We start from the raw sequence: 13,007 nt of genomic DNA on the forward strand, positions 1-13,007 counted from the left end.
TCGTTGTTATCCAGAAATCAGTTCTTCTTGAGTGTGTCGGTCAGCGGACGCCACGCGCGGCCGTCTTCGGCGAGCAGACGGTCGGCTTCTTCCGGCCCGGCGCTGCCCGCCGCGTAGCCATGCACCGGCAGGTCGCTCTCCGGATGCAGCACGCGTTCCACCGCCGCCCACGCCGTCTCGATGCTGTCGGCGCGCTGAAACAGCGTTTCGTCGCCGAGCATGCAGTCGTAGAGCAGCGTTTCATAACCCACGTTCGCGCGCTCGGCGAAGAAGTCGCCGTAATCGAACGCCGAGCGCACCGCGCCCATCTGCATCACCGGGCCCGGCACCTTGACGTTGAAGTCGAAGCTCGTGCCGTGAGCCGGGTCGATACGCAGCGTGTAGACGTTCGGCGTCAGCTCGTCGACGGGCGTGTCGCGGAACAGCCGGAACGGAACCGCCTTCAGTTGCACCGATATCTCCGTTCGGCGCTCCGTCAGCCGCTTGCCGGTGCGCAGATAGAACGGCACGCCGGCCCAGCGCCAGTTCTCGATGAAGACGCGCGCCGCCGCATACGTTTCGGTGCGGCTGTCCTTCGCGACGCCCGGCTCTTCGCGATAACCCGGTCCCGCCGCGCCGGCCTCATATTGCCCGAACACCACGTCGCGCGCCGTGAGCGGCTTCATCGCGTCGAAGACTTCGGCCTTCTTGTCGCGCACGGCCTCGGCGTCGAAGGAATTAGGCGGTTCCATCGCCACCATGCCGAGCAGCTGGAAGAGATGGTTCGGCACCATGTCGCGGAACGCGCCCGTCTGCTCGTAAAAACTGCCGCGCCCTTCCACGCCGATGGTCTCCGACGCCGTGATCTGCACGTGATCGATGTATTCGCGCCGCCAGACCGGCTCGAACATGGCGTTCGCGAAGCGCACGGCAAGAATGCTCTGCACCGTGTCCTTGCCGAGAAAATGGTCGATGCGATAAATCTGCGATTCCTTCGCATACGCGAGGATGCAGCGATTGAGCGCCTGCGCCGAAGCGAGGTCGGTGCCGAACGGCTTTTCGATGACGAGCCGCCTGAACGCGCCGTCTTGCTCCGTAAGCAGCCCGGCGCGCCCGAGATGTTCCGCGATCGGCGCAAAGAACCGCGCGCTCACGGCGAGATAGAACACGACATTGCGGCTCTTCATCTCGGTGAGACGCGCTTCGAGCCGCGCGAAGGTTTCCTCGTCGTCGAACTCGCCCGCGAAGTATTCGAGCTTGTTCGCGACGCGGTTCCACGCGTCTTCGTTCAGCTTCGACGTATGAAAGGTGCTGGCCTTGTCGGCGGCGAACTTGCGCAGCGACTCGGTGAGTTCGTCGCGCCACGCGGAGGTCTCGCGCTCGCCGTGATTCACGCCGATGATCTGCATGTCGTCGTCGAGCAGACCGTCGGCGGACAGGTTATAGAGCGCGGGCATCAGAAGCCGCCGCGTGAGATCGCCGCCCGCGCCGAAGATCACGAGCGTGCACGCAGGCGCGCGGCGCTTCGCTGCGGGCGACGCTGAAGACGGTTTCGAAGCACTTGCCTGATTGCTGTTGTCTGCATCGTTCGGCATGACGTGGGTGTCCTCATCCGTTGAGCGAAAATGGAAAGACCTTCGGCGATGCGGCACAGTTCAATCGCGCATCGCTTATTACGGCGCCCGCTTCGTTCGTAGGCTATCTGTAATTTTCCGCTTCGCGTGTCGTAGAATGCTTGCGCGACTTCGCAGCACGAGGCCAACATCGACATGACTTCACCCGACACGCTCATCGACCTGCCCGCCTACTTCGCACGCATCGGCTTTGGCGGCGGGGACCGGCCCGCGCCCACGCTCGACACGCTGCGCGCGCTGCATCTGCTGCATCCGCAGGCGATACCGTTCGAGAATCTCGACGTGCTGCTCGGCCGTCCGGTCCGGATCGATCTTGCTTCGATTCAACGCAAGCTGGTTACGAACCGGCGCGGCGGTTACTGCTACGAACACAATCTGCTTTTCCGCAGCGTACTCGAAGCACTGGGTTTTCGCGTGAAAAGCTACGCGGGCCGCGTGCTGTGGGGCCGCGATCCGTCGGTCATGCCGCCGCGCTCGCACATGCTGCTCGTCGTGGAACTGGACGAAGGCGCGTTCGTCGCGGATGTCGGTTTCGGCGGCATGACGCTTTCGGCGCCGCTCGCGCTGCAAGGCGGTCTGGAGCAGATCACGCCGCATGGCGCGTTCAGGCTGCAACGCATCGACTGGGACGCGGGTCTGCCCAACTATCGGATGGAAGCGCTCATCGACGGAACGTGGACGGCCATCTACCGCTTCGACTTCGATCCGCAATACGACATCGACTACGAGATGTCGAACTACTTCGTCTCCACGTATCCGCAGTCGATCTTCGTGCATCACCTCCTTGCTGCGCGGCTTGCGCCCGGACGCCGCTACGGGCTCTTCGACCAGCGCCTGTCCCTGCACGACGAACGCGACGGCACCACGCATCGCGAACTGAACGGCGTCGAAACGCTTCGGCGCGTGTTGAGCGAAGACCTCGGCATTCGTCTGCCCGATGCGGACGGCTCGATCGCTTCGTCCGATCTCGACGCCGCACTCGCGCGCCTCGCGCAGTCCGATCCCGCCTGACGCATCGCGCCGATGTTCAAGAGCAATAAAACGCGCGGCCGCCGCGAATTCCATACGCACCATCGCAGCGCCATGCTCGCGCAACGGCTGCCCGCGTGGCGCTCGACCTTCGTGCTCGCGGGCGTCACCGCCGCGTTCCTCGCGCTCGCCGGGCGCGCGCTGTGGGTGCAGGTGGTGGATCACGCGTTCTACATCGGCGAAGGACAGAAACGCTACCAGCGAACGCTCGCGCTCGACGCCACGCGCGGGCGCATCGTCGATAGAAACGGCGCGATGCTCGCGGTCAGCCTCGCCACGTACGAAGTCTGGGCGAGCCCGAAGCGTTTCGACGCCGCGCGCGCCGACGACATCGCCAAGCTGCTCGACTTTCCTGCGAGCGAACTCACCCGCCGCATCGGCACGGATCGCAGCTTCGTGCTGCTCAAACGCCAGGTGGATGCAGAGACGGCCGAGCGCATCGCGGAAATCGGTCGCGCGGGCATCACGCTCGTGCCGGACACCAAGCGCTTCTATCCCGAAGGCGAATCGGCGGCGCATGTCGTCGGCTTCACGGACAACGAGGATCGCGGGCAGGAAGGCGTGGAGCTTGCCGCCGACGCGCGCCTCGCCGGTTCGGCCGGGCAGCGCGAAGTCATCCGCGACCGGCTCGGGCGCGTGGTGTCGCAGATCGGCGAAACGGAGATGCCGCAGAACGGCGAGACCATCCACTTGACGATCGACCGGCGCATCCAGCAACTCGCGCATTCGCAACTCAAGGCGGCCGTCGCCAAGCATCGGGCGCGTGCGGGCAGCGTCGTCGTGCTGGACGCGAAGAACGGCGAAGTGCTGGCGCTCGCTAACTACCCGAGCTTCGATCCCAACGACCGCCGCCGTCTCACGGGCGAGCAGCTTCGCAACCGCGCGCTCACGGATACGTTCGAGCCGGGCTCGACGATCAAGCCGCTCGTGGCCGCGCTCGCCATCGACCTCGGTCACGTGCGGCCCGACACGCGCATCGACACGAACCCCGGCACGCTGAAGATCGGGCCGAACGTGATTCACGACACGTCGAATCACGGCGTCATCACGGTGTCGGAGGCCGTGCAGATGTCGAGCAACGTGGCGCTGACGCAGCTCGCGCTGAAGATTCCCGCGCGGACCATCTGGGACAAGTACCGCGAATACGGCATCGGACAGGCCCCGGAAGTGACGTTCCCCGGCGCGGCCACGGGACGGCTGCGCGCGCCGGAACGCTGGAAGCCGATCGAACAGGCGACGATGGCCTACGGCTACGGCCTGTCGCTGTCGCTACTTCAGATCGCGCAGATCTACACGGCGTATGCCGGCGACGGGCGCTTTCACGCAGCGACGCTCATCCACGGCGAAACGCGCCGCGCGGGCACGCCGGTCGTTAAGCCCGCGACGGCCGCCGCCGTGCGCCACATGCTCGAAGCGGCGACAGGATCGGACGGCACCGGACGCGCCGCCGCGGTCGAGGGCTATCGCGTCGGCGGCAAGACGGGCACGGCGCGCAAGCAGGTCGGGCGGTCGTATGCGGCGAACAAGTATCGCGCGTCGTTCGTCGGCATCGCGCCGATGAGCGATCCGCGCGTGATCGTCGCCGTGATGATCGACGAGCCGTCGGGCGGCGCGTACTACGGCGGGACCGTCGCGGGGCCGGTGTTCTCGGGCATCGTCGGAGGGACGTTGCCGCTTCTGGGCGTGCCGCCGGACGCATGAGCGAGGCGCTACCCTTAGACGTGCGGGCGCGGAGGTTGCTCCGTCCGACACTGCGCCGAACTGTGAAGGCGCTGTGCTCTAATGGAGCGTTCGATTGCCCAACCTTAAACCGGGAAGATCATGAAGAAACTCGCCGCGGCCCTCGCGCTGCCCCTTGTCATCGCCGCTTGCGGCCGCTTTCATAACGAAGACGCCGGCCAGCCGGAAGTCGAAGCCGCATCGACGCACAACGAGGTTGCGAGCATCGTCCAGTGCATTACCGACGAAGCGAAAAAGCACAACGCCACCTACAAGCAGACGCCGATTCCGCAAGGCACCATGCTCGAATTCGGCGACTCGAACGTCGTCAAGGTCCGCTACGACAACGGCGAGACCACCTACCGCTTCTACCCCGGCGAGCGCCACGTGTCGAACATGTGGATCGAAGGCGCGGGCAAGAAGTGCGCGCCGTGAGCGGACGGGCCTAGCATCATGCGCTCGACCCGGGCCATCAGCGCCGTCGAACGGCTCAAGACGCGCAGCGGCAATCCGCATTACGCCGCCGTGAGCATGCCGGGCGGCTACTTCTATCTGGTAGAACGCGCAGCCGAAGGCTCGAAGAAGCTGTGCGACCCGTTGCCGATGGACGACTTCATCGCGTTCGTCAACGCACGCGAACCGGCGAAACCGCGCAAGGCCAGCAAGCTCGACGAAGCGCTCGAAGCGCAGATCGGGCGCAGCGGCAAGCGCGCGGAAAAGCCTTCTTCCGACGACGCGGACTAGACTCGCTGCCCCCTCACACGCCCGGCGTGGCGCGGCGCAGCATCGAAAAACGCGTCAGCCCCTGATCAGTGTGCGATGACAGACGGAGGCAACAGGCCCCCGTTGCGTACATTTTTGTCAACGGTCGTACCGTTGGCAGCCGCGAAGCAAGACTGCGGATCACGCCTGCCGGTCACGCCCGAACAATTCAGAAAATGAGCAAGGGCCGCCCGCGACGTTTCGACAGAAAGCGCGCGGGTGAACGGGGTGCCCGTGCGATGGGAGACGCGAGACAGCGTCACGCCGCGCGGCTGAGAGGAAGACCAACAATGAAGAAGAAAAGCGAGACCAAGGGCAGCCTGCTGCCCTCGGCGATGGCGGACGTCGAGTTGCAGCACATCGAACGCGCGGTGGCGCAGCTTCGCACGATGAAGAGCCAGTCATCCGGAACGCTCAACGTCGAATACTGGCGCGAGCGCCTTGCGGCCGTCGTCAGCGGTTATGCGCTCGTGCCCGCGCAGAAGCAGCGCATCGAGGCGCTGCGCGCGGCGCTCGATGCCGTCCACATCCATCCGCGCGACGGCGGCAGCCGCAAAAGGTCGACCAACAGGCTTTGGGCGAAAGCGGCCTGACCGCCGCTTTCGCCACTCGCGCCACGTGCGCGACGCTCATCGCCCGCACGGTCCGGCCGGCGGGCGCGCAGGCTCGTCGGCGACGGGTTCGAGCCGACACGGCGGAGGCGCTTCTCAGGCATCGTTCGTGCTCGGCTCTTGGCTCACGAACTGCACGGAGACCTCATGTCCGCATCACGCAAACGAATCGCCGCCACGCTGCTCGCGGGCTTCGCCGCCGCAACCAGCCTGTGCGCCAGCGCGCAGATCACGAAACCGGAAGGCTCGGATCAGCAGGAGAACCGCACGTCCGATTCGACTGCGCGCGCCAATCCGTCCGGCGTCGCCGTGCATGAGACGCAGAAGCCGCAGTCGAAGGACGCGGCGGGCGCATCGCGTGGGAAGACCGTCGGCAAGGAACACTCGACGAACGGCGCCGGCGGCTTCAACAACGGGTTGTACGGCACGGGCGCGGGCAACAACAAGTAGCGCGCGCCGCGCCGTACTTCCGCTTAGTCCGCTTAGTCCGCTTAGTCCGCTTAGTCCGCTTAGTCCGCTTAGTCCGCTTAGTCGGCGTTCTGCGGCGTGCCGTTGATTTCCGGCGCGATGGCGGCGTGATTGACGATCGCCACGAGCGACACGCCGCCGAGAATATTGCCGATGAGCGTCGGCACGAGGAACACGAAGAAGTAGTCGGAGATGCTGGCCGCGCCCGACATGACCGCATACGCCGCTTCGACGGAGCCCGCGATCACGTGCGACAGCTTCGCGACCGCAACGGTGTACGTGACGAGCAGAATCGTGAGCAGACGCGCCGATTTCGCGCTCGGCAGCAACCAGACCATCAACGCGATCAGCCAGCCCGCGAACAACGCCCGCGCCACCGTCACGCCGAAGCTGCCGGAAAACGGCGCCTTCGCAACCTTGGCGAGCGCCTCGGTCACATCCGGCGAGAACACGCCGGGAAGTTGCAGCAGACTCGCGAAGATCGCCGTCCCGATCAGATTGAACACGAGCACGATGATCCACAGGCGCAAGGTCTTGGCGACCGTCTTCATGTCGCGGCGCGTGAGGACGGGCAGCACCGCCGTCAGCGTGCTTTCCGTGAAGAGCTGCTGCCTGCCGAGAATGACGATCACGAAGCCGATGGTATAGCCCAGGCTCGTGAAGAGGTGGCTCGACTTCGACTCGGGCATCGCGCTTTCCAGTATCGACTGCACGAGAAACGAAAAGCCCATCGACAGGCCGGCGGCGAGCGCGGACCACATCAACGCGGCGAAGGTGCGCTCCATCGCGGCCTCGCCTTCTTCCCGCACGATTTCGTGGATGACGAGCGCGTGCGGCGTGGAATGCTGGGCCGCCTGTTCGCGTTGTGCATCGTCGAGATTCGGTGATTCCGCGCCTGCGGAACCCTCGCGCGAGTTGTCCTGCGTATCTGCCATGGTTGTGTTCTCCCTGAGAGCCGTTCGATGCCGAAGCCGATGAACGGCAGGCGCTCATGGACAGCAGAAACGATGCCCGCATCAGGAAAACGAAAGCTCGCGCGGAGGGCGAACGTCGAAGCTAGCGCGCGATGCCCGAGTCGAGCGCGTCGTCGGCGGCGTCGTAGCCGCGCCACTTGTAGAGCAGCGCCGAGGCCAGCCAGCACGCGGCGAAGAGGCCGATGACCGCATAGCCGAGCGCGCCGAAGTGGTCCGACAGACGCGCGGCGACATCCCACAGGCCGCCTTTCAATTGCAGGCGATCCGCGAGCAGGCCGAGCGCCTCGACGCTGCCGACGAACACCGCGATCACGACGGAGGCCAGCGTCACCGTGAGGTTGTAATAGAGCTTGCGCACCGGCTTCATGAAGGCCCAGCCGTACGCGCCGACCATCAGCAGGCTGTCGGCGGTATCGATCAGCGACATGCCGGCTGCGAACAGCACCGGGAACACGAGGATCGACCATACCGGCATGCCGCGCGCCGCTTCGGACGCGGCAATGCCCATCAGCCCGATCTCGGTTGCCGTATCGAAGCCGAGGCCGAACAGAAAGCCCAGCGGATACATGTGCCAGCTCTTGCCGATCAACGCAAAGAGGGGCCGCGCGATGCGCGCGAGCGGGCCGCCTGCGACGACGAGCAAGTCTTCATCGTCGTCGTTCGGCGCGTCGCCGCGGCGCGCGCGCCGGAATGCGCGCCACACGCCGCGCAGCACGACCAGATTCATCGCGGCGATGGCGAACAGAAAAAACGCGGAGACCGACGTGCCGATGAGCGCGCCGATTTCGCGAAACGCCGCGAAGCGTGCCTGCACGGCGAGCGCGGTGGCGGCGATAAGCGCGGTCGCGAGCATCACGACGGTCGAATGTCCGAGCGAGAAGAACACGCCCACGGAGAGCGGGCGCTCGCCGTGCTGCATCAGCTTGCGCGTGACGTTGTCGATGGCGGCGATGTGATCGGCATCGACTGCATGGCGAAGCCCGAGCGAATACGCGAGCAGCGACGTGCCCATGAGCAGCGGATAGTGACGAAACGCGATCAGCGCCCAGAGCCACGCGAGCACGTTGAACGCGATGAGTCCGGCGAAAAGACGCGCGGAGCGGGCGGAATGGGTGGGTCGGGTCATAGGGGCGCGTGGCGGCGAAGAACCGGGGACAGCATCAGAGAATACCTTGCTTCGGCTCGCGGCCAATAATCGGGTGCGGGCACGCGGCCGTGCCGCAGACGTGCATTGATTCGTAGTGCTATTGATTCCTTGGGAGAAGAGCGTGAAAAACCCGCTCCAATTCGCGCTGCGCGAAAAACATAGGCGTATTCGTTCGTTGGGCTTGCGGCGGTGCGCGGCTAACATGGCCCTTCGCCATTCAGAGCCCGCCATGCCACGCTATCTCGACGACGCCCAACGCGATGCAATCCAGGATCGGCGCGCGTCGTGGCGCTGGCGCAGCGAATGGCCGACGTGGCTCGTCATCGTCGCGGTGTACGGCGGCTGGTTCGGCGTCGCGGCGAGTGCGCGCACGCTCGGCATGCCGCTCGCGCTCGGGCTGCTCGCGGTGCTGTCGTGCTGGTACATGTCCCTACAGCACGAGCTGTTGCACGGGCATCCGACGCGCTGGCCGCTCGTCAACATGCTCTTCGGGCTGGCGCCGCTCGCCGTGTGGTTCCCGTATGCGGTCTATCGCGCGTCGCATCTGCGTCATCACGACGATGCGCATCTGACCGTGCCCGCCCGCGATCCCGAAAGCTACTACGTGACGCCCGAGCAGTGGGCGAACGCGGGTGTCGTATTGCGTGGCGCGATCGCTGCGCGGAACACGTTCGTGGGCCGCGTGCTGATCGGGCCGTGGTTCGCGATCGCCGCGTCGTGGCGGGAAGCGGCGCAGGCCATTGTCGATCGGGACTGGCGGATCGTCGCGAGCTGGATCGCGCATCTCGCCGCGCTTGTGGCGCTCGCGTGGTGGCTCGATACTCGATGCGGCGTGCCGTGGCGCGCGTTCGCAGGCGTCGGCTATGCGGCGCTCGCGCTTGCTTCGGTGCGTTCGTTCCACGAGCATCGCGCGGCCAGCGCGGAGCGTGAGCGAACGGTCATCAACGAGGCCGCGTGGCCGTGGCGGCTGCTTTTTCTGAACAACAACTTACACGCGGTGCATCACGACTTGCCGGGCGTGCCGTGGTTTGCGCTGGCTGCCATCTATCGCGAGCGGCGAGACGCGTATCGCGCGAGCAATGGCGGCTTCGTCGTGGACGGATACGGCGAGTGGTTCCGGCGGTACGGGTTCGCGCGGGCGGCCGCGCCGGTGCATCCGTTCGCGGTCGCGGGCGAGGACGCGGCAGTGCGAACGTTCGGGCATGCGGACGGCGCGGAGGCGGCTTCGGGCGGCTTGTGACGCAGAATCGGCCGGTTCGTTCGTCCGTTACGGCAGCCGGGACGCCGCAAGACGCGTCGCTGCGATTACCGCTACGATGCGACATCCTCCGCCATTCCCCGACGATGCACTGGACCGCCGCCCTGCCGATGTACAACGTCACGCCCGCGCTCGCCGCCGACTGGCGCGCGTTGCTCGATGGCGTGCACGCCCGGCTCGCCGACACGCTGAAGGCCCGCGGCGATACGCTCGGCATTACCGACTCGGTTTCCGACCTGACCGCCTTCTGGCTGCGCGACGACCTGCTGCTCTCGCAGACATGCGGTTATCCGCTGCTGCATGCGCTCGATCATCGCGTGCAGCTCGTCGCCACTCCCGATTTCGATGCGCCCGGCTGCCAAAACGGCTGCCAAAACGGCTGCGAGAGCGGCGGCTATCGCAGCGTGCTCGTCGCGGGCGCGCATGTGGACGCGGCATCGCTCGCGGACTGTCGCGGGCTGCGCGCCGTCTACAACGACGACGATTCGAATAGCGGCATGAACCTCTTTCGCCATGCCGTGGCGCCGTTTGCGCAGGGCTCGCGCTTCTTCGCTTCCGTGGCGAAGAGCGGCGGACATCTCGCGTCGCTGCATGCGGTCGCCATCGAGCAAAGCGCGGATATCGCCGCCATCGACTGCGTGACGCTGGCATTCGTGCGCGCGCATCGGCCGGAACTGGCCGCCAGCGTGCGCGAAATCGGCGTGACGGCGAGCGCGCCCGCGCTGCCGTTCATCGCGTCCAAACGCGTGCCGCGCGAAATAGTCGATGCGCTCGCCGCCGCGCTCGGCGATACGGTCGCGCATGATCCGGCACTCGCAGGCCGGCTGCGGCTCAAAGGCTTCGTGCGCCTCACGCGGGCGGATTACGCGCCGATCCTTCGCTACGAACGCGAAGCGGCGGAGCAGGGATATCCGGTGCTGGCGTAGCGTCGGCAGATACTCCGCTCGGATCACCGGCTCGCGACCGCTTCGGCAGACTTCGCAGACTTTCGGCACAATCGAATATCCAACGCGTGGCCGCGCCGAGGCCGCTCTGCCCATGCGCATGTCGCGCCGCCACGCCATCACGCCATCACGCTGTAGCACGCCAAACTCGCAATGATCCCCTTCTCGCTGCTGGACCTCTCGCCCATTCCGCTCGGCTCCACCGCCGCCGACGCCTTCGCCCATTCGCTCGATCTCGCGCAGCACGCCGAACGCTGGGGCTATCGGCGCTACTGGCTCGCCGAGCATCACAACATGACGGGCATCGCCAGCGCGGCCACGTCGGTGGTGATCGCGCACATTGCGGCAGGCACCAAGACCATTCGCGTCGGCTCGGGCGGCATCATGCTGCCGAATCACGCGCCGCTCGTCATCGCCGAGCAGTTCGGCACGCTCGCCTCGCTGTTTCCGGGCCGCATCGACCTCGGGCTCGGGCGCGCGCCCGGCACCGACCAGACGACCGCCCGCGCACTGCGCCGCGACCTGCAAGGCAGCGCCGATTCGTTCCCCGACGACGTCGTGGAGCTTCAACGCTATTTCGCCGATCCGGTGGAAGGCCAGCGCGTGCGCGCGGTGCCCGGCGCGGGACTGCAGGTGCCGATCTGGCTGCTAGGCTCGTCGCTCTTCTCCGCGCAGCTGGCGGCGGCGCTCGGGCTGCCGTTCGCGTTCGCGTCCCATTTCGCGCCGGATTATCTGATGACCGCGTTGCACGTCTACCGCTCGCAATTCCGGCCGTCCGCCACGCTGGACAAGCCTTACGCGATGGTCGGCGTCAACGTCTTCGCCGCCGACACCGCCGACGAAGCGCGCTTCGCGTTCACATCGCTGCAACAGCAGTTCATCAATCTTCGACGTGGCACGCCGGGACAACTGCCGCCGCCCGTCGAAACCATTGCGTGGACGCCGGCCGAGCGCGCGGGCGTCGAGCACTCCCTGTCGTGCTCGGTGATCGGCGATCGCAGCGACGTGGAAGCCGGGCTGCGCTCGGTCATCGACCAGACGCAGGCGGACGAACTCATCGTCACGGCGCAGATTTTCGACCACGCGGCGCGCCTGCGTTCGTTCGAGATCACGGCGCAGGTCCGCGACGAGATCGCCGCCAACGCCTGAGGGCGGGAACGGGCGCAAGCGGGCGCAAGCGGGCGCAAGCGGGCGCAAGCGGGCGCAAGCGGCTGGAAATCTCGCGCGCTGGACGCCCGCGCATTTGACAGGCAATAATGAGATACCGGAGCGCGCTCGCGCAGGCGCCGCGCTTCGCGTCCGCCGTATCCGCCCTGTTTCGTCCCTGGAGCGCGCACGCCATTCGCTGCGCGCGGCTGGGCGATGCAGCGGAACAACAACAAATGCGTCGCAAGACGGGAGGAAGAATGTCGATGCCGAGAAGCGCAGCCACCGGAGCCATGACGCTCCTGACCGAATTTGACGACACCACCGGCCAGGAAGTGCGCTCGTTGAAGCTCGAACCCGCTGCTGACGGCAAGGCCGTGCTGCTGATCGAGATCGATGAACGCAAACCCGGCATTCATCGCGAAGTCCGTTATGAAATAACGCCAGCGGAACTGATTGCCGCGATTCGCGCGCACGGTGCGGAATTACCGGGAGAACAACATTCGCGTTAAAACTTTTTAAACGCGGCCAAGACCGGCATACAATACAACTGGAGCGAGCCTTTTGGCCGTCGCCTAGTCGCGGCGGCGCGGCATGCCCCTCTGCGGATCGCGGTTCTCGGCGTGACTTCCCGCACGCACTCTCGTCGTGCGTCCGTCGCGGTGATCCTCGAGCGAGTGAATGGGCCGGACCGGCTCTAATCGGCGATTGCGTCAATGAGTCTGGCGGATTAAAACAGCCTCGCGGTAAATACACCAATTGACGAGCGGCAAACACTGCGCCACGCTTGGTAATACATATATTTAAGTCTTCGAACCGCCCCGGTCCGCGCGGGGCATCGGTTCGTCTTCTGCAAATCAAAAAGCTGAATCAGGAAAGCCGTGGACGAAAGAAAGCGAGATAGCATCATTGCGTACTTGCGCAGCCGAATGGCCGAATTCGGGATTACCGAAACCGCTCTGGCCGAAGCATTAGCCGAAGCGCAGGCCGCGCCTCCCGTACCGCCCACGTTTACCAGGACCAACGGGAACGCGGCGAATGGCGCGCCGAAACCGCATCGCGCGATGCCGAAACTGCCGTCCCTGCCGGTATCGAACGGCGCGGGTCCGGTGTTCCGAAACGCGAGCGGCGACACGTGGGACGGCGTCGGCGACATGCCGGAATGGTTGAAACGCGCGGTACATGCGGGCCAGGACATCGAGTTCTATCGCGTTTGACGTGTCCGCGAGGCTTGTCTTCGCGCACGAACTGACGAAAAACCGTCGCATCACTGAGCGTCGACACCCGTCGATACGCGCGTACGTGCGTCCATAGGCAATTCACGCTCAATATTCAA

General features: G+C 65.8%; 14 protein-coding genes. 11 read left to right on the forward strand and 3 right to left on the reverse strand.

What is annotated here, in order from left to right:
* Positions 1-17: 17 nt before the first annotated feature.
* Entirely contained in the window at positions 18-1,574 is a 1,557-nt protein-coding gene (gene zwf, locus LDZ26_RS17100; protein WP_244849353.1) for a glucose-6-phosphate dehydrogenase, read from the reverse strand.
* 174 nt (positions 1,575-1,748) lie between these two features.
* On the opposite strand from zwf, the gene LDZ26_RS17105 reads away from it, so the two are divergent.
* The 6 genes from LDZ26_RS17105 to LDZ26_RS17130 all read left to right on the forward strand — a co-directional run bounded on the left by LDZ26_RS17105 (position 1,749) and on the right by LDZ26_RS17130 (position 6,184).
* Positions 1,749-2,624 (forward strand): arylamine N-acetyltransferase, encoded by an 876-nt coding sequence (locus LDZ26_RS17105; protein ID WP_244849354.1) that lies wholly within the window; start codon positions 1,749-1,751, stop codon positions 2,622-2,624.
* Positions 2,625-2,636: 12 nt separating this feature from the next.
* Positions 2,637-4,343 (forward strand): penicillin-binding protein 2, encoded by a 1,707-nt coding sequence (locus LDZ26_RS17110; RefSeq protein ID WP_244849355.1) that lies wholly within the window; start codon positions 2,637-2,639, stop codon positions 4,341-4,343.
* 120 nt (positions 4,344-4,463) lie between these two features.
* Positions 4,464-4,796, forward strand: a complete 333-nt coding sequence (locus LDZ26_RS17115; RefSeq protein WP_244849356.1) for a hypothetical protein — start codon at positions 4,464-4,466, stop codon at positions 4,794-4,796.
* An 18-nt stretch (positions 4,797-4,814) separates the two neighbouring features.
* The gene (locus tag LDZ26_RS17120; protein WP_244849357.1) at positions 4,815-5,105 is read left to right on the forward strand and encodes a hypothetical protein; all 291 of its coding nucleotides are present in this window, start codon (positions 4,815-4,817) and stop codon (positions 5,103-5,105) included.
* A 308-nt stretch (positions 5,106-5,413) separates the two neighbouring features.
* A complete protein-coding gene (locus LDZ26_RS17125) occupies positions 5,414-5,716 on the forward strand; it encodes a hypothetical protein (RefSeq protein ID WP_244849358.1) in 303 nt (100 codons plus the stop codon).
* Positions 5,717-5,881: 165 nt separating this feature from the next.
* Positions 5,882-6,184, forward strand: coding sequence for a beta-xylosidase (locus LDZ26_RS17130; RefSeq protein ID WP_244849359.1), 303 nt, complete (start codon positions 5,882-5,884; stop codon positions 6,182-6,184).
* A 77-nt stretch (positions 6,185-6,261) separates the two neighbouring features.
* Here the strand turns inward: LDZ26_RS17130 and LDZ26_RS17135 are convergent, their stop codons facing one another.
* Both LDZ26_RS17135 and LDZ26_RS17140 read right to left on the reverse strand, forming a co-directional pair.
* Entirely contained in the window at positions 6,262-7,137 is an 876-nt protein-coding gene (locus tag LDZ26_RS17135) for a formate/nitrite transporter family protein (RefSeq protein WP_244849360.1), read from the reverse strand.
* A 121-nt stretch (positions 7,138-7,258) separates the two neighbouring features.
* Entirely contained in the window at positions 7,259-8,302 is a 1,044-nt protein-coding gene (locus LDZ26_RS17140; protein ID WP_244849361.1) for a HoxN/HupN/NixA family nickel/cobalt transporter, read from the reverse strand.
* Between the two features lie 250 nt (positions 8,303-8,552).
* Between LDZ26_RS17140 and LDZ26_RS17145 the strand changes: the two genes are divergently transcribed.
* The 5 genes from LDZ26_RS17145 (at position 8,553) to LDZ26_RS17165 (ending at position 12,888) form a co-directional block, all read left to right on the forward strand.
* Positions 8,553-9,563 carry a fatty acid desaturase gene (locus tag LDZ26_RS17145; protein ID WP_244849362.1) on the forward strand — a complete coding sequence of 337 codons (1,011 nt, stop codon included), beginning with the start codon at positions 8,553-8,555 and terminating at the stop codon, positions 9,561-9,563.
* Positions 9,564-9,667: 104 nt separating this feature from the next.
* Positions 9,668-10,507, forward strand: coding sequence for a phosphate/phosphite/phosphonate ABC transporter substrate-binding protein (locus tag LDZ26_RS17150; protein WP_244849363.1), 840 nt, complete (start codon positions 9,668-9,670; stop codon positions 10,505-10,507).
* A 171-nt stretch (positions 10,508-10,678) separates the two neighbouring features.
* On the forward strand, positions 10,679-11,674 hold the full coding sequence (locus LDZ26_RS17155) for a luciferase-like monooxygenase (RefSeq protein ID WP_244849364.1): 996 nt from the start codon (positions 10,679-10,681) through the stop codon (positions 11,672-11,674).
* A 290-nt stretch (positions 11,675-11,964) separates the two neighbouring features.
* Positions 11,965-12,183 (forward strand): hypothetical protein, encoded by a 219-nt coding sequence (locus LDZ26_RS17160; RefSeq protein WP_370650694.1) that lies wholly within the window; start codon positions 11,965-11,967, stop codon positions 12,181-12,183.
* A 369-nt stretch (positions 12,184-12,552) separates the two neighbouring features.
* On the forward strand, positions 12,553-12,888 hold the full coding sequence (locus tag LDZ26_RS17165) for an H-NS family nucleoid-associated regulatory protein (protein ID WP_244849365.1): 336 nt from the start codon (positions 12,553-12,555) through the stop codon (positions 12,886-12,888).
* Positions 12,889-13,007: the final 119 nt, after the last annotated feature.

The organism is Caballeronia sp. SL2Y3 (assembly GCF_022879575.1).
Taxonomy (GTDB): domain Bacteria; phylum Pseudomonadota; class Gammaproteobacteria; order Burkholderiales; family Burkholderiaceae; genus Caballeronia.

Bases quoted from the DNA above. Each gene is read 5' to 3' on its own strand.
- zwf (WP_244849353.1), bottom strand. From the start codon at position 1,574: ATGCCGAACGATGCAGACAACAGCAATCAGGCAAGTGCTTCGAAACCG.
- LDZ26_RS17105 (WP_244849354.1), top strand. From the start codon at position 1,749: ATGACTTCACCCGACACGCTCATCGACCTGCCCGCCTACTTCGCACGC.
- LDZ26_RS17110 (WP_244849355.1), top strand. From the start codon at position 2,637: ATGTTCAAGAGCAATAAAACGCGCGGCCGCCGCGAATTCCATACGCAC.
- LDZ26_RS17115 (WP_244849356.1), top strand. From the start codon at position 4,464: ATGAAGAAACTCGCCGCGGCCCTCGCGCTGCCCCTTGTCATCGCCGCT.
- LDZ26_RS17120 (WP_244849357.1), top strand. From the start codon at position 4,815: ATGCGCTCGACCCGGGCCATCAGCGCCGTCGAACGGCTCAAGACGCGC.
- LDZ26_RS17125 (WP_244849358.1), top strand. From the start codon at position 5,414: ATGAAGAAGAAAAGCGAGACCAAGGGCAGCCTGCTGCCCTCGGCGATG.
- LDZ26_RS17130 (WP_244849359.1), top strand. From the start codon at position 5,882: ATGTCCGCATCACGCAAACGAATCGCCGCCACGCTGCTCGCGGGCTTC.
- LDZ26_RS17135 (WP_244849360.1), bottom strand. From the start codon at position 7,137: ATGGCAGATACGCAGGACAACTCGCGCGAGGGTTCCGCAGGCGCGGAA.
- LDZ26_RS17140 (WP_244849361.1), bottom strand. From the start codon at position 8,302: ATGACCCGACCCACCCATTCCGCCCGCTCCGCGCGTCTTTTCGCCGGA.
- LDZ26_RS17145 (WP_244849362.1), top strand. From the start codon at position 8,553: ATGCCACGCTATCTCGACGACGCCCAACGCGATGCAATCCAGGATCGG.
- LDZ26_RS17150 (WP_244849363.1), top strand. From the start codon at position 9,668: ATGCACTGGACCGCCGCCCTGCCGATGTACAACGTCACGCCCGCGCTC.
- LDZ26_RS17155 (WP_244849364.1), top strand. From the start codon at position 10,679: ATGATCCCCTTCTCGCTGCTGGACCTCTCGCCCATTCCGCTCGGCTCC.
- LDZ26_RS17160 (WP_370650694.1), top strand. From the start codon at position 11,965: ATGACGCTCCTGACCGAATTTGACGACACCACCGGCCAGGAAGTGCGC.